The sequence below is a fragment of the Rhizobium sp. SG2393 genome, from assembly GCF_042610495.1.
In the GTDB taxonomy this organism is placed as follows: Bacteria; Pseudomonadota; Alphaproteobacteria; order Rhizobiales; family Rhizobiaceae; genus RU20A.
This window is the reverse complement of the sequence record NZ_JBHGAP010000001.1, coordinates 1,283,662-1,308,646: the sequence shown is the minus strand read 5'-3', so window position 1 is coordinate 1,308,646 and position 24,985 is coordinate 1,283,662. Positions and strand designations below refer to the sequence as shown.

General features: G+C 64.8%; 19 protein-coding genes. 8 read left to right on the top strand and 11 right to left on the bottom strand.

Features of this window, described 5'->3' with window-relative positions; translation table 11 throughout:
• The gene (locus ACED18_RS06125) at positions 1–1,044 is read left to right on the top strand and encodes a glycosyltransferase (protein WP_377289997.1); all 1,044 of its coding nucleotides are present in this window, start codon (positions 1–3) and stop codon (positions 1,042–1,044) included.
• Between the two features lie 15 nt (positions 1,045–1,059).
• Here the strand turns inward: ACED18_RS06125 and ACED18_RS06120 are convergent, their stop codons facing one another.
• Both ACED18_RS06120 and greA read right to left on the bottom strand, forming a co-directional pair.
• Positions 1,060–2,136: a glycosyltransferase family 4 protein gene (locus tag ACED18_RS06120; RefSeq protein WP_377289995.1), complete on the bottom strand. Its 1,077-nt coding sequence runs from the start codon at positions 2,134–2,136 to the stop codon at positions 1,060–1,062.
• 61 nt (positions 2,137–2,197) lie between these two features.
• Positions 2,198–2,674: a transcription elongation factor GreA gene (gene greA, locus ACED18_RS06115; RefSeq protein WP_377289993.1), complete on the bottom strand. Its 477-nt coding sequence runs from the start codon at positions 2,672–2,674 to the stop codon at positions 2,198–2,200.
• A 217-nt stretch (positions 2,675–2,891) separates the two neighbouring features.
• Here greA and ACED18_RS06110 point away from each other — a divergent pair, with 217 nt between their 5' ends.
• Together ACED18_RS06110 and ACED18_RS06105 are read left to right on the top strand one after the other, a co-directional pair.
• The gene (locus ACED18_RS06110; protein ID WP_377289991.1) at positions 2,892–4,124 is read left to right on the top strand and encodes a putative DNA modification/repair radical SAM protein; all 1,233 of its coding nucleotides are present in this window, start codon (positions 2,892–2,894) and stop codon (positions 4,122–4,124) included.
• Positions 4,124–5,662 (top strand): UdgX family uracil-DNA binding protein, encoded by a 1,539-nt coding sequence (locus tag ACED18_RS06105; RefSeq protein WP_377289989.1) that lies wholly within the window; start codon positions 4,124–4,126, stop codon positions 5,660–5,662. The genes ACED18_RS06110 and ACED18_RS06105 overlap by 1 nt, the downstream gene beginning before the upstream one ends.
• Positions 5,663–5,780: 118 nt before the next feature.
• Here the strand turns inward: ACED18_RS06105 and ACED18_RS06100 are convergent, their stop codons facing one another.
• From ACED18_RS06100 to carB, 4 genes are all read right to left on the bottom strand, one after another.
• Entirely contained in the window at positions 5,781–7,352 is a 1,572-nt protein-coding gene (locus ACED18_RS06100; RefSeq protein WP_377289987.1) for an MFS transporter, read from the bottom strand.
• A gap of 148 nt (positions 7,353–7,500) precedes the next feature.
• On the bottom strand, positions 7,501–8,709 hold the full coding sequence (locus ACED18_RS06095; protein WP_377289985.1) for a T6SS phospholipase effector Tle1-like catalytic domain-containing protein: 1,209 nt from the start codon (positions 8,707–8,709) through the stop codon (positions 7,501–7,503).
• A 61-nt stretch (positions 8,710–8,770) separates the two neighbouring features.
• Positions 8,771–9,217, bottom strand: a complete 447-nt coding sequence (locus ACED18_RS06090) for an SRPBCC domain-containing protein (protein WP_377289983.1) — start codon at positions 9,215–9,217, stop codon at positions 8,771–8,773.
• Positions 9,218–9,464: 247 nt separating this feature from the next.
• The gene (gene carB, locus ACED18_RS06085; protein ID WP_377289981.1) at positions 9,465–12,950 is read right to left on the bottom strand and encodes a carbamoyl-phosphate synthase large subunit; all 3,486 of its coding nucleotides are present in this window, start codon (positions 12,948–12,950) and stop codon (positions 9,465–9,467) included.
• 261 nt (positions 12,951–13,211) lie between these two features.
• Between carB and ACED18_RS06080 the strand changes: the two genes are divergently transcribed.
• On the top strand, positions 13,212–13,931 hold the full coding sequence (locus ACED18_RS06080; RefSeq protein ID WP_377289979.1) for a DUF1868 domain-containing protein: 720 nt from the start codon (positions 13,212–13,214) through the stop codon (positions 13,929–13,931).
• Between the two features lie 56 nt (positions 13,932–13,987).
• On the opposite strand, the gene ACED18_RS06075 is transcribed toward ACED18_RS06080, so the two are convergent.
• The 3 genes from ACED18_RS06075 to ACED18_RS06065 form a co-directional block, all read right to left on the bottom strand.
• Positions 13,988–16,393: a methyl-accepting chemotaxis protein gene (locus ACED18_RS06075; protein ID WP_377289977.1), complete on the bottom strand. Its 2,406-nt coding sequence runs from the start codon at positions 16,391–16,393 to the stop codon at positions 13,988–13,990.
• A gap of 139 nt (positions 16,394–16,532) precedes the next feature.
• On the bottom strand, positions 16,533–17,561 hold the full coding sequence (locus ACED18_RS06070) for a zinc-dependent alcohol dehydrogenase family protein (RefSeq protein ID WP_377289975.1): 1,029 nt from the start codon (positions 17,559–17,561) through the stop codon (positions 16,533–16,535).
• Positions 17,562–17,715: 154 nt separating this feature from the next.
• Positions 17,716–18,579, bottom strand: coding sequence for a LytTR family DNA-binding domain-containing protein (locus ACED18_RS06065; protein ID WP_377289973.1), 864 nt, complete (start codon positions 18,577–18,579; stop codon positions 17,716–17,718).
• Between the two features lie 141 nt (positions 18,580–18,720).
• On the opposite strand from ACED18_RS06065, the gene ACED18_RS06060 reads away from it, so the two are divergent.
• The 3 genes from ACED18_RS06060 (at position 18,721) to ACED18_RS06050 (ending at position 21,859) form a co-directional block, all read left to right on the top strand.
• On the top strand, positions 18,721–19,212 hold the full coding sequence (locus ACED18_RS06060) for a DUF2306 domain-containing protein (RefSeq protein WP_377289971.1): 492 nt from the start codon (positions 18,721–18,723) through the stop codon (positions 19,210–19,212).
• Between the two features lie 100 nt (positions 19,213–19,312).
• Positions 19,313–20,227: a neutral zinc metallopeptidase gene (locus tag ACED18_RS06055; RefSeq protein ID WP_377289969.1), complete on the top strand. Its 915-nt coding sequence runs from the start codon at positions 19,313–19,315 to the stop codon at positions 20,225–20,227.
• A 204-nt stretch (positions 20,228–20,431) separates the two neighbouring features.
• Positions 20,432–21,859 (top strand): MATE family efflux transporter, encoded by a 1,428-nt coding sequence (locus tag ACED18_RS06050; RefSeq protein ID WP_377289965.1) that lies wholly within the window; start codon positions 20,432–20,434, stop codon positions 21,857–21,859.
• A 144-nt stretch (positions 21,860–22,003) separates the two neighbouring features.
• Here the strand turns inward: ACED18_RS06050 and carA are convergent, their stop codons facing one another.
• On the bottom strand, positions 22,004–23,212 hold the full coding sequence (gene carA / locus ACED18_RS06045; protein WP_377289963.1) for a glutamine-hydrolyzing carbamoyl-phosphate synthase small subunit: 1,209 nt from the start codon (positions 23,210–23,212) through the stop codon (positions 22,004–22,006).
• Between the two features lie 336 nt (positions 23,213–23,548).
• Here carA and ACED18_RS06040 point away from each other — a divergent pair, with 336 nt between their 5' ends.
• Positions 23,549–23,998 (top strand): GatB/YqeY domain-containing protein, encoded by a 450-nt coding sequence (locus ACED18_RS06040; RefSeq protein WP_377289961.1) that lies wholly within the window; start codon positions 23,549–23,551, stop codon positions 23,996–23,998.
• A gap of 48 nt (positions 23,999–24,046) precedes the next feature.
• Here ACED18_RS06040 and ACED18_RS06035 read toward each other — a convergent pair whose 3' ends face one another.
• Positions 24,047–24,949, bottom strand: coding sequence for a hypothetical protein (locus tag ACED18_RS06035; RefSeq protein WP_377289959.1), 903 nt, complete (start codon positions 24,947–24,949; stop codon positions 24,047–24,049).
• Between the last annotated feature and the right edge of the window lie 36 nt (positions 24,950–24,985).

Below are 24,985 nucleotides of genomic sequence, written 5' to 3'. Positions count from 1 at the left end.
ATGGCCATCCAACGCATCTTCCACATGCAGCTTGGCACGGATGGCGGCACGGAACGCTTCTTCCTGCGGCTGACCAAGGCGTTTCATGCACGCGGCATCGAACAGCAGTTCGCCATCCGCCCCGGCACGAGCTGGCGCGGCGCACTCGACGGCATGGGTCGGGTGCATGAGGGGCACTATCTGCGCCGCTGGCCGAACTGGTGGGTCAAAGTCCAGCTTCTCAAGCGCGAGATGCACCGCTGGCCGGCCGATGTCGTGATGGGCTGGCGGGCGCCGACGGCGCGTCTCATGCCGGCCTCCGGTCCGGCGGTTCGTATCGTGCGGCTCGGGGACTATCCGCATCATCTCGGCCACTTTACCCATGTGGACTGCATCGTCGGCAACGCGCCGCAGGTGCTCACCCATTGCGCGGATCTTGGCTGGACGGGGCGGCGCGAGATCATCTCGAACTTTGCGACCGACAGCGGTTCGGTGGCCGTCCCGCGCGCCTCTCTCGACACGCCCGAGAATGCGACGCTGGTCTTCGCGCCCGGTCGTTTCGTCTCCACAAAGGGCTTCGACACGCTGGTGCGGGCCGTGGCGAAGAGGCCCGATCTCTGGCTGTGGCTGGCGGGCGACGGGCCGGATCGCGCCGATCTCGAAAAGCTGGTGGATGACCTCGGCATGCGGACGCGCACCCGCTTCATCGGCTGGGTGTCCGATCCCTCGGCCTATGCGAAGGCCGCCGATATCTATTGCGTGCCGAGCCGGCAGGAGCCGCTGGGCAATGTGCTTCTCGAAGGCTGGATGGCCGGCGTGGCCGTTATTTCCACGTTGACGGAGGGGCCGTCCTGGGCGGCGACCGACCAGGAGAATGCGCTGATGGTCGGCATCGACGATGTGGATGGTTTTGCCGCCGCTCTTGCCGAACTTGCCGCATCGGCCAGCCTGCGCGCCTCCCTGGTCGAGGGTGGCCGCAGGCGGCTGGCCGAGCGTTTCTCGGAGGCCGGCGTCGTTGATCAGTATCTCGCGCTTTTCGAGCAGCTGAAGCGCGAGCGGGCCTGACGTATTTCGGTGCGCTCAGGTGATGGGATCGCCGGCCGCGGCGGCGGCGTAGACCTCGCCCAAAGCACCGGCTTCGCCTTCGATCGAGAAATTCTCGCGCGTGTGGACGAGGGCGCGGCTGGCCGCTTCGATCCGCCGCGTCTCATCATCCATCCACGCGCCCGTCTTGGCGATCATCGCGGCGAGATCGTTGCGTGCGATGATGCTGCCGGTTTCCTGCTCGCCCGTGACGATCAGTTCGGGAAAGGCGCCGACATCACTTGCCACCACCGGCACGGCGGTCGCCATGGCCTCCAGGGGCGTAAGGCCGAAGCCTTCCCAGCGCTGCGGGGCGACGAAGAGGTCGAGAGCGCGATACCAGTCCGGAATGTTGGTGTGCTCTCCGACGAAGAGGATGCGTTCCGACAGGCCTGCGGCGGCCACGCGGTTCTTCAGCTCGGCTTCGAAGCCCAGATGCTTGCCGGTGGCGCGGCCAGCGACGATGGCGATCCAGTCCGGACGGGTCGGCAGGAGCGCCAGCATGGAATCGACGAAGAGATCGGTGCCCTTCTGGTGGCGCACGCGGCCGAAGCAGCCGACCATGAACCTGCCGTTGGGAAGGCCAAGGGCTGCGCGGGCGGCTTCCTTGTCCGGTGCCGGGGAAAAACGGGTCGTGTCGATGCCGTGCAGAATGGTCCGGTTCGGCACCTTCAGATAGGCGGCAGTGCGCCCGGAGACGGCGATGACGCCGTCCATGCGGGAAATGAGGAATTTCGTCCAGCCGGTGTGCACGCGCTGCGAGGCAGAGGTAAAGACCAGCGCGAGTTTCATGCGCAGGAGGTCGCGCAGCACGATGCCGGCCAGCATTTCGAGATTGCGCCGCGCATGCCAGACACGCGGTGCGCCATGCGCCGTCGCCTGCCACAGGCGCCAGAGATCGAGCGCGCTGGCATGCGGAAGATGCGCCGGCAGGCCGGGGCCGATGACCGCGATGCGCTGGCCGAGACGGCGCTGCACGGGCACGAGCTGGATGATGGTTGATGTAACGCCCGACAGACGCACCTTGAAGTTCGGCGCGATGACGTCGATGTCACGGAGATCCACGCGGGTCATGATGGACGCATCCCGCAATGCGGCCGCAGCCGCACCGCGTGACGATCGGCCGGATAGCCGATCAGCCCCACTGTACGGCGAGGATTTCGTAGGCCTTCGAGCCGCCGGGCGCGTTGACCTCGATCGAGTCACCGACTTCCTTGCCGATCAGGGCGCGGGCGATGGGCGAGGAGATGGAGATGCGGCCGGCCTTCACGTCGGCTTCCTGGTCGCCGACGATCTGGTAGGTCTTTTCCTCCTCAGTGTCTTCGTCCACCAGCTTGACGCGGGCGCCGAACTTCACCTTGGAACCGGACATCTTGGAGAGATCGATGACTTCGGCACGCGCGATCAGGTCTTCCAGTTCGCTGACGCGGCCTTCATTGTGGCTCTGGGCTTCCTTGGCGGCATGATATTCGGCGTTTTCCGAGAGGTCGCCATGGGCGCGCGCTTCCGAAATCGCCTCGATGATGCGCGGACGCTCGTCCTGCTGACGCCAGCGAAGCTCTTCCTGCAGCTTCACATAACCGTCGTGAGTCATCGGCACCTTTTCAACCATTTCCATTGTCCTCATCACGTGGCCGCGGAGACCGCGAACACAAAAAGAAACAGGTTCCGAAGCGAACTCCGGAACCATCCCAAAATCACGATATAGGGCTCTATATCAGATTTTATCAGCCCGACGCTAGGAAATTTGATCCAGCCACCGCGTGCCAACGTGTTGGAGCTTGTCGGATCTTGACGACAAAGTAAAGAACATATAGTGAACATGCATTATGAAAAAGTCGCTGCAGGAACGCCTCGCCATTCTCTCCGACGCCGCCAAGTATGACGCCTCGTGCGCGTCGAGCGGCACCACGAAGCGCAATTCGGCCGCATCCGGCGGGCTCGGCTCGACGGAAGGCTCCGGTATCTGCCATGCCTACGCCCCGGACGGTCGGTGCATTTCGCTTCTGAAGATTCTGCTCACCAATTTCTGCATCTATGACTGTGCCTACTGCATCAACCGTTCCTCCAGCAATGTGGAGCGGGCGCGCTTCACCCCGGACGAGGTGATCTGGCTGACGCTGGAATTTTACCGGCGCAACTATATCGAGGGACTTTTCCTGTCGTCCGGCATCATCCGCTCCTCTGACGACACGATGGAGCAGATGGTGAAGGTGGCGCGCGAGCTGCGCACCGTCCACAATTTCCGGGGCTACATCCATCTGAAGACGATCCCCGAGGCGTCGCAGCGGCTGATCGAGGAGGCGGGGCTTTATGCCGATCGCCTGTCGATCAATATCGAGCTTCCGACCGATAGCGGCATCAGCGCCTATGCGCCGCAGAAGCAGCCGGAAGGCATTCGCCGCTCCATGGGCGATCTCCGGCTGAAGATGGAGGAGATGGCGGAGCCGACGCTGCGCACCCGCAAGCGCCGCACCTTCGCGCCGGCCGGGCAGAGCACGCAGATGATCGTCGGCGCCGACGGGGCCAACGATGCGACGATCCTTGGCACCAGTGCGCGGCTTTACGGCAGTTATCGCCTGAAGCGCGTCTATTACTCTGCCTTCAGCCCCATTCCCGATGCCTCGCGCGCACTGCCGCTCGTCAAGCCGCCGTTGATGCGGGAGCATCGGCTCTATCAGGCCGATTGGCTCTATCGCTTCTACGGGTTCGATATCGGCGAGATCACGCAGGGGCAGTCGGGCGGCATGCTCGACCTCGACATCGATCCGAAGCTCGCCTGGGCGCTTGCCAATCGCGGCCGCTTCCCGGTGGATATCAACAAGGCGGAGCGGGAAATGCTGTTGCGCGTGCCCGGTTTCGGCACCAAGACGGTTGCGTCTATCCTGTCGGCGCGCCGGTTCCGGCGGCTGCGGCTGGAAGACCTGAAGCGGCTCGGCGTATCCCTTCGCAAGGTGCAGCCCTTCATCGTCGCGGAAGGCTATACGCCGGCGGTGCTGACGGACCGGGCCGATCTGCGCGCCCGCTTTTCGCCGGCACCGGAACAGTTGTCGCTGCTGTGATGCACCGGATCGTGCTGAAGGGCCGGGGCGATTTCGCCGAGTGGCGGGAGGCGGCGCGCGGGCTTCTGGCGCGCGGCGTCGCGCCAGGAGAGGTGGAGTGGCTGAGCGAAGCGGGCGCAAACGATCTCTTTGCCGGCGGATTTGCGGAGACTGGCCTGCCGGACAGCGGTGGTGGCAGTACGGGGCAGGCCCTGTTCGAGCCGGCGCCGGCTGTACCCGCGTCGGCAGGCACGGTGCCTGCGGCGTTCCCGCGGCTTGCCGAAACCGTCCTGTGCCACAGCGATCCCGGCCGCTTTGCGCTGCTCTACCGCCTGCTGGTGCGGCTTCAGGCGGATCGCAGGCTGTTGGAGGTGGCATCGGATGCCGATGTCGTGCTGGCGGCGCGCCTTGCCAAGGCGGTCCGGCGCGACAGTCACAAGATGACAGCGTTCGTGCGCTTCAAGGAGGTACCGCTGCCGCCGGAGACGGTCGGGCGGCGGCGGTTTCTGGCCTGGTTCGAGCCGGATCATTTCATTGTGGCGCGCATGGCGCCGTTCTTCCGTCGCCGCTTTGCCGACATGGACTGGGTGATCGTGACGCCGAAGGGATCGGCCTCGTGGGACGGCGAGCGGCTTGCCGTCTCCGATTTGCCCGCGGAGAAGCCTGATCTCGAGGATGCGACGGACGATCTGTGGCGCACCTATTACGCCTCGATCTTCAATCCGGCACGGCTGAAAATCGGCATGATGCAGAAGGAAATGCCGAAGAAATACTGGAAGAACCTGCCGGAAGCGGCGCTGATTCCAGAGCTCATTGCATCGGCCGAGCGACGTGTCATCGACATGGCGGCCCGTGCTCCGACCGAGGCGCCGGCCTTCCATGCGCGGCTTCGGGCCATGGAAGCGGCGCGCAGCGAGGAGGGTGGCGGGCCGCCGCCGTCCGGTGCGCAGACGCTTGCCGGTATCAGGGCCGAGGCGGCCGGCTGTGCGCGTTGCCCCATCCATTGCGGCGCCACGCAGACCGTTTTCGGAGAGGGGCCGGAGCGGGCGGCAGTCATGTTCGTCGGCGAGCAGCCGGGGGACGAAGAGGATCTGGCGGGGCGCCCCTTCGTCGGCCCGGCCGGAAAGGTCCTGTCGGGCGCGATGGCGGATGCCGGCCTTGATCGTATCGGCATCTACATGACCAACGCGGTCAAGCACTTCAAATACGAGCCGCGTGGCAAGCGCCGCATTCATCAACGCCCGACACGTGGCGAAGTGGAAATCTGCCGCTGGTGGCTGACGCGCGAAATCGATCTGGTGCAGCCGAAGCTGGTCGTGGCGCTGGGTGCGACCGCGCTTTTCGCGCTCACGGGCGACACGGCGAAGCTCTCCGACCAACGCGGACGGCCGCTCCCCATGGCCGGAGGCCGCACCCTGTTCGTGACTGTCCATCCCGCCTATCTGCTGCGCATTCCTGATCCTGCCCGCCAGGCTGCCGAGCGGGATGCCTTCGCCGAGGACATGCGCGCGATCCGGCAGCTGGTTGCCGAAAGCGGGGCGGGCCAGTGTCTGGCGTGACGCATGATGCGGCCGCTCTTGGAGCATGCTCCGACCGGAGTGAAACGAGGATCGACAAGATCATGCTTAAAGAGAGGGCTTAGAGTGCCGATCTGATGCTGTCAGATCGAACAGCGCTCTAATGCGGATGGTCGACCGTCGCGGCGGTGATGTTTGCGCGGGCGTAGATGGCGCGCGAAAGGGCCGCGAGAACGAGCAGCGTGATGCTTGCCAGCACGCAGCAGGCGACGAAGCCGGCAGCGAAGGCCGCGCGCGCCTCCGTCAACCATCCGGGTGGTGTTGTCATCCCGAGCAGCCGTGTCGTTTCGACTGCGCCGGCCAGCGTGGCGCGGACGGCCTGGCTGGCCGTCTCATCGAGACCGCCGAGTTCTGCCGATTGCATCATGATGCGATAGATGACCGTGCCGATGCTGCCGAGCACGGCCACGCCGAGTGCGCCGCCGAACTCCGCGCTTGTTTCCGAAATGGCAGAGGCAGAACCCGCCCGTTCCGGGGGTGCCGTGCCGACGATGAGGCCCGTCGTTGTCAGGATGACGGGCACGAAGCCGGCGCCGATCACCATGCTGGCGGCCAGGATGGCATAGAGATTCTGATGATAGGCCGCGATGGCCATGGCAGCCGTGCCGACCGCATTGACGACGAGGCCGAGAAGCACGGTGCGCACCGGCCCCAGCCGGCCGGTGACCCGCCAGGCCTGCATGGACATGATCGTGAACACGAGAGCCGGCGGCATGCCCCACAGCGCTGCCTCGAGCGGGGTCAGGCCGAGCACCAGCTGCAGATAGAGGTTCTCGTAGAGGAAGACACCGAAAATGAAGAAGACGCCGGCGAGATTGACGACGAGCGAGGCGGTAAATGCCGGAACCTGGAAGAGCTGGAGATCGAGCAGGGGATTTTCGAGTTGCTTCTGCCGGCGGATGAAGAGCAGGCCAACGAGGAGGCCGCCGCCGATCCACAGCAACTGGTCTGCGGCAAAGCCGGAGGCGGCCATGTGCTTGAGGCCGTAGATGACGGGCAGCACGCTGAGCAGGGAGAGCGCCACGCTGATAATGTCGATCCGCGCGACCGTGGTATCCCGGTATTCCGGCAGGAGCACGGGAGCAATGGCCAGAAGAGCGGCCATGATCGGGATGTTGATCAGGAAGACCGCGCCCCAGTGAAAATGCTCGAGCAGCAGGCCGCCGATGAGCGGGCCGACAAGACCGCCGAGCGAAAATGCGGTGCCCCAGATGCCGATGGCGCGGGTGCGCTCGCCTTCGTCCGGGAAGAGATTGACGACCAGCGAAAGGGTGGAGGGCGCGATCGTTGCGCCGGCGATGCCGAGGAAGGCGCGGGCAAGGATGAGCTGGCCTGAGGTGGCCGCGAAGGCGGCGAAGGCCGAGGCGACACCGAAGGCAAAGGCGCCGATCAACAGCACCCGGCGACGGCCAAAACGATCGCCGAGTGTCCCCATGGTCACGAGGAAGCCGGCGACCATGAAGCCATAGATGTCGTTGATCCACAGAAGCTCGGTCGGGGAGGGATCGAGATCGGTGACGATCGCGGGCATGGCCAGGAAAAGCACCGACAGATCCATGGAATAGATCAGGCAGGCGATCGACAGCACGCCAAGGCCGATCCATTCGCGGCGGGTTGCCTTTGCCGCCCCTGTCTCGGCTATCGTGCCGCTGCTCTGCCGTTCGCTGTCCACCCGCGCCCCCGCTTGCCTGCCCAGTCCTGACAATCCTCCCGCTTCGGCAATTTGGCAAGGTTCGGTTGCCGGCAAGCGGGTGGTCTACCCATTTGTGGTTGGACAGGTGTTTCCGCCCGGCAACGGGGCGGGGTGCGCCCCGAACCCGTCAGGCTGTCGTGTGGGGCAGATTCGGCGGGCGGTAGCTGCGGTCGGCGTTCAGGCGTTCGAGGACGGAGGGGTGGATGTCCGCATCGGCGGGAATCAGGCGGTGATCGCAGCGTGGGAGATAGATGCCGCCGACCCGGCCCCGATGGCGGAAAGAGGTTTCCGGCACCTTGCGCGGCACCCATTCCAGAAGCGGCCAGATCGTCTGCATGGAATTGTGGAGGGGGGCCGTGGGCGAGGGCACCACATATTTCGAGACCGCCTTGCCCTCCACGATCTGGTTGACGGTGCGCTGGCGATAAAGGAGGCCGGCGGGCCGCGTCTCCTCTATCATCCAGCGCAGCGGGATCTTGATCTGGGCACTCTCGGCCTCCGGATAGCCGCCGCCGACATCGCCGTGGACGCCTGAGAACCAGACTTCGCGGACATCCTGCCGGCGGATCGCCTCGGCGGCCTTTGGCTTGAAGGGGCCGCCCCAGTAATCCTGGTCCCGCGTCCACAGTTCGGGCTGGAACATGGTGCGGCGCTCGTCGATCGCGACCGCATGGCGCACCGTTTCCACGCTCGGATTACGGCGGGTAAAGGGGTGCGTCTTCAGCTGAGGCCCGTGCTTTCCCGGCTCGATGACGGAGGCGACCGTGTCGAAGAGGCCGAGCAGCCGGATCGGCGGGCGGTCGTTGCGCAGCGTGCGCTCGTAAAGACGCATGGACTGGAAGGCCGAGGGCGCATCGCCGATCGCGGGGCCGGCATTGCGTTCCTCCTGCTCGGAAATGCCCTTGTAGGTGCGGTAGGCATAGTCGAGGAGGTTCAGGTGGATCTTCTGCGTCAGGCCGAAGGCGTGGATGAAACCGGCCAGAACGCGGGCGGTGTAAGCGCCGCGGCTGAAGCCGAAAATGTAGATGCGGTCGCGATCGATGTGGCGGCCTTTCTCGTCCACCGGGCCCGCATCATAGGTTTCCACCAGCATGCGGTAGGCTTCCTTGACGTTTTCATCGAGCCCCCAGCCGGTCGCCAGTCCCCAGACTTCGACCGCGTGGCGCTGCAGCCGCGACCAGGAATTCGCCGCACCGAAGGTACCGACGCCGGGATCGTAGTAGACCACCTGCTTGTCGTCACGCTTCAGGCAGCCGAAGAGGCGCAGGATGTTGGTGCGGTTGGCCGAGATTTCGTTGGACGTTCCGTCAAACAGGATGACGATGTTTTTCGACATGCGATGCCCCCCGTGCTGGTCCCAAGGGCATTCTGGTTGTGTTCTCCGGCAAGCGCAACCGCTATTCAGGGCCGGCCAGCACATGCTTCAGGCGGGCGAAGTTCTGCTCGTTGGCGAGTGCGAAGAACTTCGCCATCAGCCGGTTTTCCTCCGTCGCGGGCATGCGCATGCGCCAGGAAAGGCGTGTCTCCTGCGGCCCCAGCTCCTCGAAGCGCATGTCCATGTCGAAGCGGTGGATCGGCTCGTGATGCCGGAAGGCGATGTGTTCCGGCGCGACGATCTTCGTGAAGGTCGAGCGGTTCAGGAAATCCGTGCCGTCGGAGGCGGTCATGGTGATCTCCCAGGCGCCGCCATCCCTGAACTCGAAGCGGTGGATGACATTCGAAAAGCCATCCGGGCCCCACCACAGGGCCAGTTGCTCGGGCCTTGCGAAGGCATCGAAGACCGTCTGGCGTGCAAAGGGCAGGGTGCAGGTTGTGTCGATGTCGAGGGTGTCGTCAGCGGGCATGTCACGTTTCTCGTGAATTGACGATCGTGTGTAAAAGACGTCAACGCCTGAACAGCGTTCACTTTGATCTTCAAATGGCGTTCGCCTGGTCACCGTCATGGTCGGGCTTGACCCGACCATCCATAAGCCACCTGCACCGCCTGTAAAATGGATCCTCGGGTCAAGCCCGAGGATGACGGAGCTAGAAGGGGCGCCTCCAGTCGTCTCACCGGTCCGCGATCAGCGGAGCGACTTCATCTTCGCCCAATCAGAAATAGCTCTGCAGCGGGCGTACTTCCAGTTGGCCCTGCTTCAGCGCCCGGATCGCCATTGCGGCGGCTTCGGCGCCGGCCATGGTGGTGTAGTAGGGCACCTTCTGCATCAGCGTGGCGCGGCGCAGCGACTTCGAATCCGAGATCGCCTTGTTGCCGTCGGTGGTGTTGATGACGAGCTGGACCTGGCGGTTGCGGATGGCGTCCTCGATGTGCGGGCGGCCTTCCAGAACCTTGTTGATCTTGGTCGCCTCGATGCCCTGTTCGGCGAGGAAGCGGGCCGTGCCGCCGGTCGCCAGCACCTTGAAGCCGATCTCGACCAGAATGCGGATGGCGGGCAGGACGCGGTCCTTGTCCTCGTCGCGCACAGACACGAAGACGGTCCCGTCACGCGGCAGTTCCACGCCGGCGCCAAGCTGGCTCTTGGCGAAGGCGAGCGCGAAATCCGTGTCGAGGCCGATGACTTCGCCGGTCGAGCGCATTTCCGGTCCGAGCAGGATATCGACGCCGGGGAAGCGGGCGAAGGGGAACACGGCTTCCTTGACGGCGATGTGCTTGAGGTTGCGCGGGTCCGGCTTCTTGCCATAGGCGGCAATCGCGGGATCGAGCTTCTCGCCGGTCATGACGCGGGCGGCGATCTTGGCGATCGGCGCGCCGATGGTCTTGGCGACGAAGGGCACGGTGCGCGAGGCGCGCGGGTTGACTTCGAGCACGTAGATCGTGCCGTCCTTGATGGCGTACTGCACGTTCATCAGACCGCCGACGTTGAGCGCCCTGGCGAGCGCCGTCGTCTGGCGTTCCAGTTCGTCGACGATCTCCTTCGACAGCGAGCGGATCGGCAGCGAGCAGGCCGAGTCGCCCGAGTGGATGCCGGCTTCCTCGATGTGTTCCATGATGCCGGAGACGAAGACATCCGTGCCGTCGCACAGCGCATCGACGTCCACTTCGATGGCATTCGTCAGGTAGCTGTCGAAGAGCAGCGGGTTCTTGCCGAGCAGGGTGTTGATCTGGCCGGTCTTGTCGTTCGGGTAGCGCTGCTTGATGTCTTCCGGCACGAGTTCCGGCACGGTGTCCAGCAGGTAGGTCTGCAGCATGCTCTCATTGTGGATGATCTGCATGGCGCGCCCGCCAAGCACGTAGGAGGGGCGAACGACCAGCGGGAAGCCGATCTCGCCGGCAACAAGGCGGGCCTGTTCGACGGAATAGGCGATGCCGTTGTTCGGCTGGGTGAGGTCGAGCTTCTGGAGAAGCTTCTGGAAACGGTCGCGGTCCTCGGCCAGATCGATCATGTCGGGCGCGGTGCCGAGGATCGGGATGCCGTTCTTTTCCAGCGCCTCGGCGAGCTTCAGCGGCGTCTGGCCGCCGAACTGCACGATGACGCCGACGACTTCGCCCTTTTCCTGCTCGGCGCGCAGGATTTCGATCACGTCCTCGGCCGTCAGCGGCTCGAAATAGAGGCGGTCGGAGGTGTCGTAGTCGGTGGATACCGTTTCCGGGTTGCAGTTGATCATGATCGCTTCGAAGCCGGCATCCTTCAGCGCGAAGGCGGCGTGGCAGCAGCAATAGTCGAACTCGATGCCCTGGCCGATGCGGTTCGGACCGCCACCGAGGATGACGACCTTCTTGCGGTCGGAGACGTCCGCTTCTGAGCGGGCGGCGCCGACGAAGGGGGTCTCGTAGGTCGAGTACATATAGGCCGTCGGCGAGGCGAATTCGGCCGCGCAGGTGTCGATGCGCTTGAAGACCGGGCGGACGCCCAGCGTGTTGCGCAGCACGGCGACATCCTTCGGCTTGCCGTTCGTCAGGCTTGCAAGGCGGGCGTCGGAGAAGCCCATGGCTTTGAGCATGCGCAGGTTTTCGGCATCCTGCGGCAGGCCGTGCTCGCGGATACGGGCTTCCATGTCGACGATCGCCTTGAACTGGGCGATAAACCACGGATCGATCTTGCAGCCCTCATGCACCTCTTCCGGCGACATGCCGAGGCGCAGCGCCTGGGCGACCATGCGCAGGCGGTCCGGCGTCGGCGTGCCGATGGCGGCGCGGATGGCGTTCTTGTCGTTGGCATTGTCGCCGAGGCCGGGGATCTCGATCTCGTCGAGGCCGGTGAGGCCGGTTTCGAGGCCGCGCAACGCCTTCTGCAGCGATTCGGCGAAGGTGCGGCCGATGGCCATGACTTCGCCGACCGACTTCATGGCGGTGGTCAGCACCGGCGAGGCGCCCGGGAACTTCTCGAAGGCGAAACGCGGGATCTTGGTGACGACGTAGTCGATGGAGGGCTCGAACGAGGCCGGCGTCGCGCCGCCGGTGATGTCGTTGTCGAGTTCGTCCAGCGTGTAGCCGATGGCGAGCTTGGCGGCGACCTTGGCGATCGGGAAGCCGGTAGCCTTGGAGGCGAGCGCAGACGAGCGCGAGACGCGCGGGTTCATCTCGATGACGACGAGACGGCCGTCCTTGGGGTTGACGGCGAACTGCACGTTCGAGCCGCCGGTCTCGACGCCGATCTCGCGCAGTACCGCGATCGAGGCGTTGCGCATGATCTGGTATTCCTTGTCCGTCAGCGTCAGCGCCGGCGCAACGGTGATCGAGTCGCCCGTGTGGACGCCCATCGGGTCGATGTTCTCGATCGAGCAGATGATGATGCAGTTGTCCGCCTTGTCGCGGACGACTTCCATCTCGTATTCCTTCCAGCCGAGCACGCTTTCCTCGATGAGGACTTCGGTGGTGGGCGAGGCGTCGAGGCCGCCGGAAACGATGTCGAAGAATTCCGAGCGGTTATAGGCAATGCCGCCGCCGGTGCCGCCCAGCGTGAAGGAGGGGCGGATGATGGCGGGCAGGCCGACATGGTCGAGCGCCTGGGCGGCGACGGCCATGGCGTGGCTCATGTAGCGCTGCTTGCGGTCGCTCTCGCCGAGGTTCCACTGGTTTTCGAGCGCGTCCAGCGCCTTGTCGAGTTCGGCGCCGGAATGCTTCGCCTTGAGCTCGGCGCGGGCGGCCTCATGGGTCTTGCGGTCGGCGTCCTTGATCTCGGTGGCGTTGGCAAGCATCGACTTCGGCGTTTCGAGGCCGATGCGGGCCATGGCTTCGCGGAAGAGGGCCCGGTCTTCGGCCATGTCGATGGCGGCGGGCTTGGCGCCGATCATCTCGACATTGTAGCGGTCGAGCACGCCCATGCGCTTGAGCGACAGCGCGGTGTTGAGCGCCGTCTGGCCGCCCATGGTCGGGAGCAGCGCGTCCGGGCGTTCCTTGGCGATGATCTTGGCGACCACTTCCGGCGTGATCGGCTCGACGTAGGTTGCGTCGGCAAGGCCCGGGTCGGTCATGATCGTGGCGGGGTTGGAGTTGACCAGGATGACCCGGAAACCCTCTTCCTTCAGCGCCTTGCAGGCCTGGGTGCCGGAATAGTCGAACTCGCAGGCCTGGCCGATGACGATCGGTCCCGCGCCGATGATGAGGATGGACTTGATATCTTGGCGCTTCGGCATGGGCTCTATCCGTATCTCGTGCCTGCGCGAAAAACCGGCCTGGGTGAGGGAGGTCACCGGCCGGGCGCAGGAGGATGGTCATTTCAGGCTAGAAGCGGCTTATAGGGAAACTCGGGCCCTAAACCAACCCCATAAATGCCGAGGAAGGAAGGAAAGTTGGGGACCGGCGGCAGCACGCTCATGGGGTGAGGGCGGGCCTGTCACACGCCTTTCGCACTGCCTGCTTAACCCCGTGCGGCGATAGTTCAAAGGAAGCCGCCGATGCCCCTTTCCGCCATACCGGACCACCTGCGCTTTGCCTCGAGCACGCTGAATGCCGCCCCCATCCCGCATCTCGGCCGGCGTTATGACACGAACGGAAGCTTTCTCACCGAGCGTGGCAACACCATCGTCAGCCATCTCGTCGAGGGGTCCGACAGCGCAGAGGCGGTGCTCCAGATGCGCGAGCGCTACAGGGCGATGCCCGGCGCCGAGACGCTGGCCTTTACCGCGGCGTCCAGCCTGCACATGACGTTGTTTCAGGGAATCATCGAAAGCCGGCGTGAAGCGACCTTCTGGCCGGCCGGCATCCCCCTCGAGACGCCGATCGACGACATGACGGCGCTCCTGTCGGACCGTCTGGCGCTCTTTGCGCCCGGCCCGGCATTCCAGATGGTTGTCAGCCATGCCACCCCGCTCGGGCTCCAGCTCGAAGGTGCGACGGAGGCCGACAAGGCGGCGCTGAAGGACTGGCGCAACCGCTTCGCCGACCTGCTCGGCTACCGTCATCCGGACCATGAGACTTACGTTTTCCACATCACCTTCGCCTACATGATCGAGCGCTTCGATGATGAGACGATGGGTGCCTGGGTGCCGTTCCTGGCCGAGGTGGAAGCGGATCTGAGGCGGCTTACCCCCGTGATTGCGCTTCGGCCGCCCGCCTTCTGCGCTTTCGATGACATGAACCATTTCGAGGAACTGCTGGTCTTCGACCCTGCCTGAACGAAAATGGCGGGCACCGGGCCCGCCATCTCTCATTTCGCTTTGCCGGGATGGGCTCAGAACTCTTCCCAGTTGTCCTGTGCAGATGCGGCGGCCGGCGAGGCAGCGCCCACGGCCTTTGCGAGGCGGTCACCCAGCGCGCGGGCAGGGGAGGCGACGGGGCGGGCGGCCTGCGTGGCCGCGACCGGTGCGCGGGCGGGGGTTGCACGAACCTGCGCCGTGGAAGGGGCCGCCGCCCGATGCGGGATGGCGGTCGCCGTTGACGCGGGGCGGAACGACTGGCGGCTGCCGCCGGCGCCACCGAGCCGGAACTGGTCGAGGCGGTCGGAAAGCTGTCCGACTTCGGTCGCCAGCGTATGGGAGGCGGCGTTGGTTTCCTCCACCATGGCGGCATTCTTCTGGGTGCCCTGGTCCATGATGTTCACCGCGGCGCTGATCTCCTGCAGGCTGGTCGATTGCTCGCGCGCGGCCTGAACGATGCCCTGGACGTTGGCATTGATCTGCTCGACTTCGGAGGCGATGGCCGTCAGGGCAGCGCCTGCCTGGTCGACGAGCGTCACGCCCTGGCGGACCTGATCGCTGGAGGCGGTGATCAGCGCCTTGATTTCCTTGGCGGCATTGGCAGATCGCTGGGCAAGTTCGCGCACTTCCTGGGCCACGACGGCGAAGCCCTTGCCGGCTTCGCCTGCGCGGGCCGCTTCCACACCGGCATTCAGCGCCAGAAGGTTCGTCTGGAAGGCGATCTCGTCGATCACGCCGATGATGTTGGAGATCGACTGCGAGGACTGCTCGATCGCGCCCATGGCTTCGACGGCGGAGCGCACGACAGTACCGGAGCGTTCGGCGTTTGCACGGGTGCGGCTGACCTGGGCGCCCGCTTCTTCGGCGCGGTCGGTCGATTCGCGTACCGACCGGGTGATTTCGCTGAGCGCCGCGGAGGTCTCTTCGACGGAGGCCGCCTGCTGTTCCGTTCGACGCGAGAGATCGTCGGCAGCGTTGCGGATTTCCGTCGCGCCGGCCTCGATCGTGCTGGCGTTGTCGCGGAAGGAGATCATCGCCGATTCCAGCTTTTCGACGGAAGCGTTGAAGTCCGAGCGGATCACGTCGAGCGCAGGCGCGAAAGGCTTTTCGAGGCGGGTCGTCATGTCGCCTTCCGACAGGCGCTTCAGGCCGTTGCCGACTTCTGTCACGACGAGGCGGATTTCCTCCTCGCGCGCCTTGTGACCGATGGAGCGTTCGACGCGATCGGCCTCTTCCTGGGCGAGGCGCGCTTCGGCTTCCTGTTCCAGCTGAACCTTGCGGCGGTTGGCGTCGAGCAGAACGCCGAGCGACCGGGAGAGATCGCCGATCTCGTCGCGCTGTTCGACGTCGGTGAGCTTGACGTCAAGCTTGCCCGACGCGATCTCGCCGGTCTGGGAAATGATGCGGTTGAGACGTCCCATGAAGCGGCGTGCCAGTCCCCAGCCGACGGCGATCAGAACGATCGTGGCGCCGACGATGATGATGCCCGACATCCAGACGGTCTGGTTCAGCACGCTGAAGACGGTCGCGGTCGGTGCGGAGACGACGACGTGCCAGATGGTGCCCGGCACGGGCTCGATCGGAACCGCCATCAGCAGGTTGTCAACGCCTGCGCTGTCGCGGATCGTCTCGACCTTGCCGGGGTTGGTGATCAGCTTGTTCCAGGCGGCCTCGTCCAGCCCGCTGCCCTTCAGCGGCTTGCCCATCAGCTTCTGGTCGGGGTAGCTGACGAAGGTGCCGGCGGCAGACAGGAGGGCGACATAGCCATCGCCGAGCGGGCGGTTTTGCGCGAGTTCTGCGGCCGTCTTGTCGAGATCGATGTCGGCGCCGACATAGCCCACCGTCTTGCCGTTATCGGCAATCGGGATGGAAATCGTTGTCATCAGAACGTTCTTGCCCTCGATCGGGTAGATGTAGGGCTCGAGCAGCGTCGTTTTGCCGGTTGTCACCGGCAGGATGTAGTAATCGCCGATCCCCGGCTTGTCGTAATCGACGAGCACATCGCGCTTGATCGTGTCGCCGGAGCGGAAGATGTACGGCAGAAAGCGTCCCGTCTTGTCGTGAACGGGCTTGGAAACGAAATCCGCATCCTTGCCATCGAAGGCGTTCGGCTCGAAGCCCATGGAAACGCCGATGGCTCCGGGGAAGTTCTTCAGGGCCGTCTCCATGACGTCCATGGTCGTATCGCGGTCGCCCATGCCGCGACTGCGCAGCGAGGCGGTGGCGGTGTTCAGGCCTTCGATCATCTGGTAGGCGACGCGAATGGTCTGCTGGACGGTCCCGGCCGCACCGGTCGCCGCCAGTTGCATCCGGTCTATCCCGGTATTGCGGATGTGATCATAGGTGATCGCAAGAAGAGTTGCGGCGACGCTCACGGTCGTCACGACACCCAGACTGACGAGAAGCGACGTATTCCGACCCGTCGCGGATTTGAACAGCATTCTGGTATCCCCTTTGGATTTGGCGTCCGATGTCCCGAACGACGAACGCCAGCCCTACACCTTGCTGGAGCCGACAAAGGCTCCTCAAAGCCGGAATACTGCCCAATACCTTTTAATTAAGGGTTGCCTTTATCCTAACCTATTCAGCGTTCGGTAAGACCATCACGCGAATTTCACCACGACGGGGCGGGTTGCTGATCACCTCGACCGCTTCTTCGAGGCCGACCGTGCGCGAGATCAGCTTGTCGACCTTGACGGCGCCGGACGCGATCATGTCGGCCGCGCGGCGGTGGGTGAAGGGGTTGACGAAGGAGCCGAGGACGCGAAGCTCGCGGAACAGGATGTCGAAGGGCTCGATCTCGATCTTTTCGCCCGCTGCCATGACGCCGAGAATGACGACGGTGCCGCCGGCGCGTGCCATTTTCGGGGCCTCCATCATCGTCTCCGCCACGCCGGCGCATTCGATCACGACATCGGCGCCGCCCGGCAGAAGGCCGTTCTTGCCGGCCAGAAGCTCGATGGCGTTGCCCTGCGACGGGTCGATGCTGTGCGTTGCGCCGATCTCTTCGGCGAGATGGCGCTTGTCGGCCTGGCGGGTGGACATGACGATTGTGGTGGCGCCGGCGATCTTGCAAAGCTGGACCGTGAGCATGCCGATCACGCCGCCGCCGAGGATGACCACCGACGAGCCGGGCTTGATCTCTGCCATGTCGACGCCGTGCAGGCAGCAGGCCAGCGGCTCGCAGAAGGCGCCGTGATGCGGATGCAGCGACAGCGGGATTTCATAGGCCTGGCTTTCGGGCACGATGGCATATTCGGCAAAACCGCCATCCTGCTGGATGCCGATGGCCTTGAGGTTGTGGCACAGGTTGACGCGGCCGTTGCGGCATTGCGGGCAGAGGCCGCAGGAAATGTTCGGGTCGCCGGTAATGCGGGCTCCAATGGCAACCGTCGAGACCCCGCTGCCGATCGCCTCCACGATGCCGCAGAATTCGTGGCCGAGGGTCACGGGCGGGCGTGAGGGGAACTCGCCGGCCAGAATGTGCCGGTCGGTGCCGCAGACCCCGCAGGCCTCGATCTTCACCAGAAGCTCGTTCGGTCCGGGGACTGGCTTTTCGACAGTCTCGACCGACAGGTTTCCAACGGATTGCAGGCGTACGGCCTTCATGGATGCTCCTCCAGGCATGGTCTGTTTGTCGACCCTTGACGGGTCTTGTTCTCCTCACCGGCTGCCGGCTGCATCCTCCTCAGCAGGCCTCCGGTGCCGGCACCCCCAGAGGGCGCCGATCGTGCGGCACAGGGTGCTGCTTTCGTGGCAAACGTCAAGCCTTGTTTGCATTTTCCCGCAGATGGTCGCGCAAGGCCGGAGCGTAGGGCCGGCTGACGGGAACGCGCGTGCCATCGGCCGTCTCCAGCGTCAGGCGGCTGGCCTCGCGGGTGAGGGTTCGCATATGGGCAAACGCGACCCAGTGGGAGCGATGGACCTGCAAGCCTGTCTCGCCCGCCTCGGCGACGGCATCGCCAAAGCGCATCAGGACCAGTTCGGAACCGCGGGCGGTGACAACACGCGTGTAGTGATCTTCGACGGACATGCGCAGCACCGGCGCCCGGTTTGCCGGTTTCAGCCGCGCCAGAAGCCGCGGTGGTGCATCCGTGGAGCGGGGGAGCGGCGCTGCCGCCGAAGCGCCGACGTCCGCATCGGTCGGCACGGGCGCAGGGGCAGGCGTTGGCTCCGGCACCGCCTGCGCAGGCCTCACTTCAGGGGTCGCGGCGACGTAGGCCAGGAGGCAGAAGAGCAGGCTCAGCGGCACCGCGCCTATACTTTCCTGTACCCAGCCGGAAAAGCTTGCCGGCGCGCCTGTCGCGCCCAGGCGAACCACGACGATCGACGCGCCGATCAGCGGGCAGGCAAGGATGGAGCCGATGGCGAGCCGCAGGAACTCCGGGCGAATGAAGGTGGGCAAGGCAGCGTTCGCGAAGACGGCGAGCGTGGTCGCGAAAAACCATGCCGAACCCTGGATGGCGAGCCAGAACCCGAAACGGGCGAGCGGGGCGAAGGCGTCTGTTCCGAACGGGCCGATCAGAGTGAACAGCAGGACCACGACGAGGAAGGTGACGCCGTAACGCCAGTTGCTGGCAAAGAGGTGCAAGTCGCGAAGCGCGGATTGCAGCACGGGTCGTTTCACGAAGTCCTCCGGCAGGTCCGGGCATCTCGGTTTGATGTCGGCGCACTCTCATTGAAAAACCACCGCGGTTCAAGCGGATGAAAGCAGTTCTGCCTGTACCGTCCAGACCTGATGACGATCGCGAACCTGCCGGAGAGATCCATGTCCTTTGCTCCCTTGCTCGATGCACCCCTTGCCGTGCAGGTGCACGTCGCTGCCGTCGTGCCGGCCGCCCTCATCGGCGCTTTTCTCCTGGCCAATCCCAAGGGCACGCCGGTTCATCGCCGGCTGGGGCGCGTGTGGTTCGTGCTGATGATCGCGACGTCAATCTCCTCGTTCTTCATTCACGGCATCAACCTTTTCCACGGCTTCAGCCCGATCCATCTCATTTCCGCCTTCGTGCTCTTTGCTGCCTGGCGGGCCTTCGGCGCGGCTCGGCGGGGAGACATCCGCGCGCACCGGTCGGGCGTTGTGTCCATCTATGTCTGGGGCATCGGCGTCGCCGGTCTTTTCACGCTTTTGCCTGCCCGCATCATGGGACAACTCGCCTTTTCCGGCGGCGCATCAAGCCTGTTCGTGATCACCCTCATCTCGGCCATCCTGGCATTGCTCCTGCCGCTCGTTCGTCGCTGGCGTCGAGAGCGTGCATTCTGAACCGGCCCACATCTGTCTTTCTGTCACCGGCGCGCTATAAGTCTGGGTAAGGCATCACATGGTCGTGACAAGCGGGCCGTGACAGCAGGGAGTGGGACCGATGGAATGGAGAGGGCGCCGCCAGTCGGACAATATCGAGGATCGTCGTGGCGACAGCGGCATCGGCGGAAACCCGCTCGGACGCAGCGGCATGCGCATTCCGATCGGCGGCGGCGGCGGTCGCATGAGCGTCGGCACGCTGGTGCTGTTCGTGGTCATCTATTTCGTCTTCAAGGCCATGGGCATCGATCTCCTGCAGGTCATGGATGGCGGCAGCCTTGGCCCGTCTTCCGGTTACGAGCAGAGCCAAAACGCGCCCCGGCAGGGAAGCCCGGCTGAAGAGGAAATGAAGGCGTTCGTCTCCACTGTCCTTGCGGAAACCGAGGATACCTGGAACGGCATCTTCCAGGCCAATGGCGAGACCTATCAGGAGCCCAAGCTGGTTCTGTTCAGCAATGGCATCCGCTCGGCCTGCGGCGAGGCGTCGTCGGCCATGGGCCCGTTCTACTGCCCGGGTGACCAGAAGGTTTATCTGGACATGGCCTTCTTCGACGAACTCAAGACGCAGTTCAACGCTTCCGGCGATTTCGCCCAGGCCTATGTCATCGCCCATGAGGTCGGCCACCACGTGCAGAACCTGCTCGGCGTCCTGCCCAAGTTCAACCAGATGCGGCAGGGCATGAGCGAGGTCGAGGCGAACCGCATGTCGGTGCGGGTCGAACTGCAGGCCGATTGCTTTGCGGGTGTGTGGGGCCATTTCACCAAGCAGAAGGGACTGCTGGACGCCGGAGACCTGGAGGAAGCGCTGAACGCGGCAACGCAGATCGGCGACGATACACTTCAGCGGCGCAGTCAGGGTTACGTGGTGCCCGACAGCTTCAACCACGGCACCTCGGAACAGCGCCGGACCTGGTTCCAGCGCGGCTTCCAAAGTGGCCGCATGTCGGACTGCGACACGTTCAAGGGCAACATCTGAGCCGCAGGGCCAGGGATGTGCGGTTGATCAAACTTTGTGATGTTTGCATGAAAAAGTGGCAGTGCGGGCCATCCGCACTGGCCTCCTTACTGCAAAGCGACTAGGAACGGATCACCGGTCGCCTTTCCAGTTCGCTGACCGCGGGCCGCCTTCCTGCGTCTTCAAAGACGCGGCGGCAAGCTTTCCAGGGACGGGACATCCGCCATGCAGACCACCACCGCGACTGCCGCGCGGCACGCCTTTGACAATTCCTGGTCGACGCATCTGCGTGCCAGTCTGGTGCTCGGCATTCCCTTTGTCGGCGCACAGCTCACCCAGCTTGCCATTCACACCACCGACGTGCTGATGGTCGGCAGGCTGGGACCGACCGAGCTTGCAGCCATCGTTCTCGGCACGCAGTTCTTTTTCACCTTCTTCGTCTTCGGCTCGGGCTTCACCCATGCCGTTGTGCCGATGGTGGCCCACGCGGTCGGCCGTGGCGATGCGGTCGCCGTCCGGCGCTCCGTGCGCATGGGCATCTGGGTGGTACTGCTCTATGGCCTGCTCACCATGCCCGTCCTCTGGAATGCCGAACCGATCCTCATCGCGCTCGGCCAGCAGCCGGCGGTGGCGGCCCTTGCGGGGCACTATCTGCACATTGCGCAGTGGGGCATGTTTCCGAGCCTGATCATCATGGTGCTGCGCGCCCTTCTGGCGGGCTATGAACGGGCAGGGGTCATCCTTTGGGTGACGATTGCGACGCTGCTCCTCAACGTGCTCCTGTGCTACGTGCTGATCTACGGCCATTTCGGCTTCCCCGCGCTTGGCATCGAAGGGGCTGCCTATGCGGCGCTCGGCGTTGCCACGCTCGGTGTCGTGCTGCTGCTGATCTACATTCGTGCGGTGCCGAAGCTCCACGACCTCGACATTTTCGTTCGCTTCTGGCGACCGGACTGGGGTATGTTCCGCGAAGTGGTGATGCTCGGCCTGCCGATCGCCTTCACCATTCTCGCCGAAGCAGGGCTGTTTACGGCGGCGTCCTTGCTGATGGGCACGGTTGGCACCAGCGAGCTTGCCGCGCACGGCATCGCGCTGCAATTCGCCTCGATCGCCTTCATGATCCCGCTCGGTCTCGCGCAGGCGGGCACGGTGCGGGTCGGGCTGGCGCTCGGCCGCGGCGATGTCTTCGGCGTGCGCCGTGCCGCCATGGCGATCCTCGTGCTCGCCAGCGTCGTCTCGATCATCGGGTCGCTGATCTTTGCGGTGATGCCCTACCGGCTCGCCGGTCTCTTCCTCGATACGGCCCGGCCGGACGCGGCGGCGGTACTGGCGGTAGCGGGACCGCTGATCGTGATCGCCGGCGCCTTCCAGCTGGTCGACGGGCTTCAGGCCGTCGGCGCGGGGCTCCTGCGCGGCCTCAAGGATGCGCGCGTCCCGATGATCCTGGCGATGATCGCCTACTGGCCGATCGGCTTCTTTTCCGCCTGGCTCTTCGCCCTTCCGCTCGGGCTCGGCGCCAACGGCGTCTGGTACGGTTTCGTTCTGGGACTGATCGCAGCGGCGGTGATGCTGCTCGGCCGGTTTTTCCGGACGTTGAAGCGCATGGAGGCCAACCCCGCCGCCTTTCAGGCCGGTCTGGCGGCGAAGGGCTAAATCGCACACCCTTCCTCACCTCGCTCGCCCCGTATCCTCGGCGGAATGACGGCGAGGGCGGGACTTACGGCTGACAAACAAAAGACCCGGCGGCGATTGCTCGCGGCCGGGTCTTTTTCATCTGTCGCGTCCTGAGGTTTCGCCTCAGGCCCGTTCGGCCAGCAGCGTCTCGCCCTTGCGTTCCTTCACGAGGTTGACGAAGCGGCGGAAGAGGTAGTGGCTGTCCTGCGGGCCCGGCGAGGCTTCCGGGTGATGCTGCACGGAGAAGACCGGCTTGCCGACGAGGCGCAGGCCGCAATTGGTGCCGTCGAAGAGCGAGACGTGAGTCTCTTCAACGCCTTCCGGCAGCGACTTCGAGTCGACCGCGAAGCCGTGGTTCATCGAGACGATCTCGACCTTGCCGGTCGTGTGGTCCTTCACCGGGTGGTTGGCGCCGTGGTGGCCCTGGTGCATCTTTTCGGTCTTTGCCCCGACGGCGAGGCCGAGCATCTGGTGGCCAAGGCAGATGCCGAAGATCGGCAGATCCTTGTCGATCAGCGTGCGGATGACCGGAACGGCATAGGTGCCGGTCGCGGCGGGGTCGCCGGGGCCGTTGGACAGGAAGACGCCATCCGGCTTCAGCGCCAAAACGTCCTCGGCCGAGGTGTTGGCCGGCACGATGGTGATGCGGCAGCCGAGGCCCGTCAGGAGGCGCAGGATGTTGCGCTTCACGCCGAAATCGAGGGCGACGATGTGGTAGGCGGCGTCGGCGTCGCCGAGCGTTGCATAGCCCTCGTTCCAGACCCAGGGGCGCTCGTCCCACTTGGCCGACTGGCCTGAGGTCGCGACCTTGGCGAGGTCGAGGTCGACGAGGCCGCTCCAGGCCTTGGCTTCGGCCTTCAGCGTATCGATGTCGAACTTGCCATCGGGATCATGGGCGATGACGGCGTTCGGCATGCCGTTCTCGCGGATCCAGGCGGTCAGGGCGCGGGTGTCGATGCCGCTCATGCCGATGATGCCGCGGGCCTTCAGCCACTGGTCGAGGTGTTTGGCCGAGCGGAAGTTGGAGGGATCGGTGATGTCGGCCTTGAAGATGACGCCGACGGCGCCGTGGCGGGCGGCGGGTGTCAGATCCTCGATATCCTCGTCATTGGCGCCGACATTGCCGATATGCGGGAAGGTGAAGGTGACGATCTGGCCGAGATAGGAGGGGTCTGTCAGGATTTCCTGGTAGCCGGTGAGCGCCGTGTTGAAGCAGACTTCCGCCTGCACGCGGCCGGTGGCGCCGATGCCCTTGCCTTCGATGACGGTGCCATCGGCGAGCACGAGAAGTGCGGTCGGCTTGGAAGTGGTCCATGCAGGGGTTGACGTCATCGGATCTTTCCCGTTGCGGCCGTATGCCTGCGCCTTGAAGGGCGCATCGCACGTGGCCATGTGTGTGGTCGAGCGAGGACCGGCGCGCCGGAAGGGCCGCGTTCCCCAAGTCGTCGCTGATGATGTTGTGCAGGTGCGGGAAAATAGAGAAACCCCAACCGGCGGTCAATCGCAGCGCGGCAACAATGATGATTTAGGCCGGGAAAAAGGCCGGCGCGTGGCACGGGGTTTGCGAAGGCGGCCCGTCCGGTCTATGAGACGGCCCACATGAACCGGCCTTGCGGCTGCGGCGGCGTGCCTTTGCGCTGCCGGCCGGCCGGCCCGACAGGAGTGACCATGCGCGACGAATTCGCCACCGTTTTGAAAGATGCGATGCGGGCCAAGGATACGCGCCGCATCTCGACGATCCGTCTGATCCAGACGGCCATCAAGGACCGCGACATCGCCAATCGCGGTCAGGGCAAGGATCCCGTCAACAATGACGAGATCATGCAGATCCTTGCCAAGATGATCAAGCAGCGCGAGGAATCCGCCCGCATCTACGACGAGGGCGGGCGTCCGGAGCTGGCCCAGCAGGAGCGCGAGGAAATCGTGATAATTTCCTCCTTCCTGCCGGCACAGCTTTCGGAGGATGAAGTCCGTGCGCTCTGCGCGGGCGTCATTGCCGAGATCGGCGCGCAGGGGCTTCGCGACATGGGCAAGGTGATGGCCGTTCTGAAGGAGCGCCATCCCGGCCAGATGGATTTCGCCAAGGCCTCGGCGATCGTGAAGGATCTTCTCAAGTGACAGCGTGAAGGGCCGTCGGCGCATGCCGCGCCGCGGCCCGGCCGACGTTCAGGCGGCAGAGGAGGGCACGGTTGCCACGGGCGCGCCCGAGGCCAGCTCTTCCTGACGCATCACCGTCTTGAAGGCGTTGTCGACGATGGCGAATTTTTCCGCCTGGTAATCCCAGTATTCGCGCACGAAGCCGGCGGAAATCCACATGGGGCTGCGCCAGGGCGTGCCCTCCCACCCAAGGCTTCCGGCTTCTGCCGCGCGCAGGATCAGCCGTTTGAAATGGGTACGCGACATCATGAAGCGCTCGACCATCTCGCTGGTGGAGACGGGCCCGATGGGGTGGCGCTCGCGCTCGGGGTCGAAATCGGCGATCAGCGAGAAGAGATGATCGAGCACCACGCCGCCATTGTTGGCCCACGTGAAGAGATCGAAGCTCGGGCCGACGGAGCCGGTGAGGCGGCTGGCCAGAATGCCGTCGCAGATGAGCGGCTGCACGGTCGCAACGCGGGTCGAACCGGCCGGCAGCATCTCCGCCCGCATGCCGCCATCGTAGCGATCAAGCGTGGCCAGATGAACGTAGAGCCATTCCCACATGCCGCGCTCGGCGAGTTCCGTCGGCTCGATCGGTCTGCTGCGGCGGTCGGGCCGGTCGGCGCGGTTGCGCAGGAACTTGTAGGCCACCATCTCGTGCAGGAAGGCGGCGGCCGTATTGCGGCTGGCGACCGAATTGGCCTGCACGACCTCCGTGAAGGCCCCGACCGTGAGGCCCGTGGCAGGGTCGGCGGGATTGCGGCGATGATGCAGGCAAAAGCCGATCTGCGCCATCAACCAGCGCTGCTGGGAGGCGAAGACGGAGTAAAGCCTGGGATTGACGCCATAGAGATCCACGACCTGTCGCACATGCTGCAGGACAATACGGAAAAAGGCCGGGTCGCGCCCAAGGCTGCTGACGTCTGTCATCGGAACACGTTTCATGTGGATGCCTCTCCGCGATAG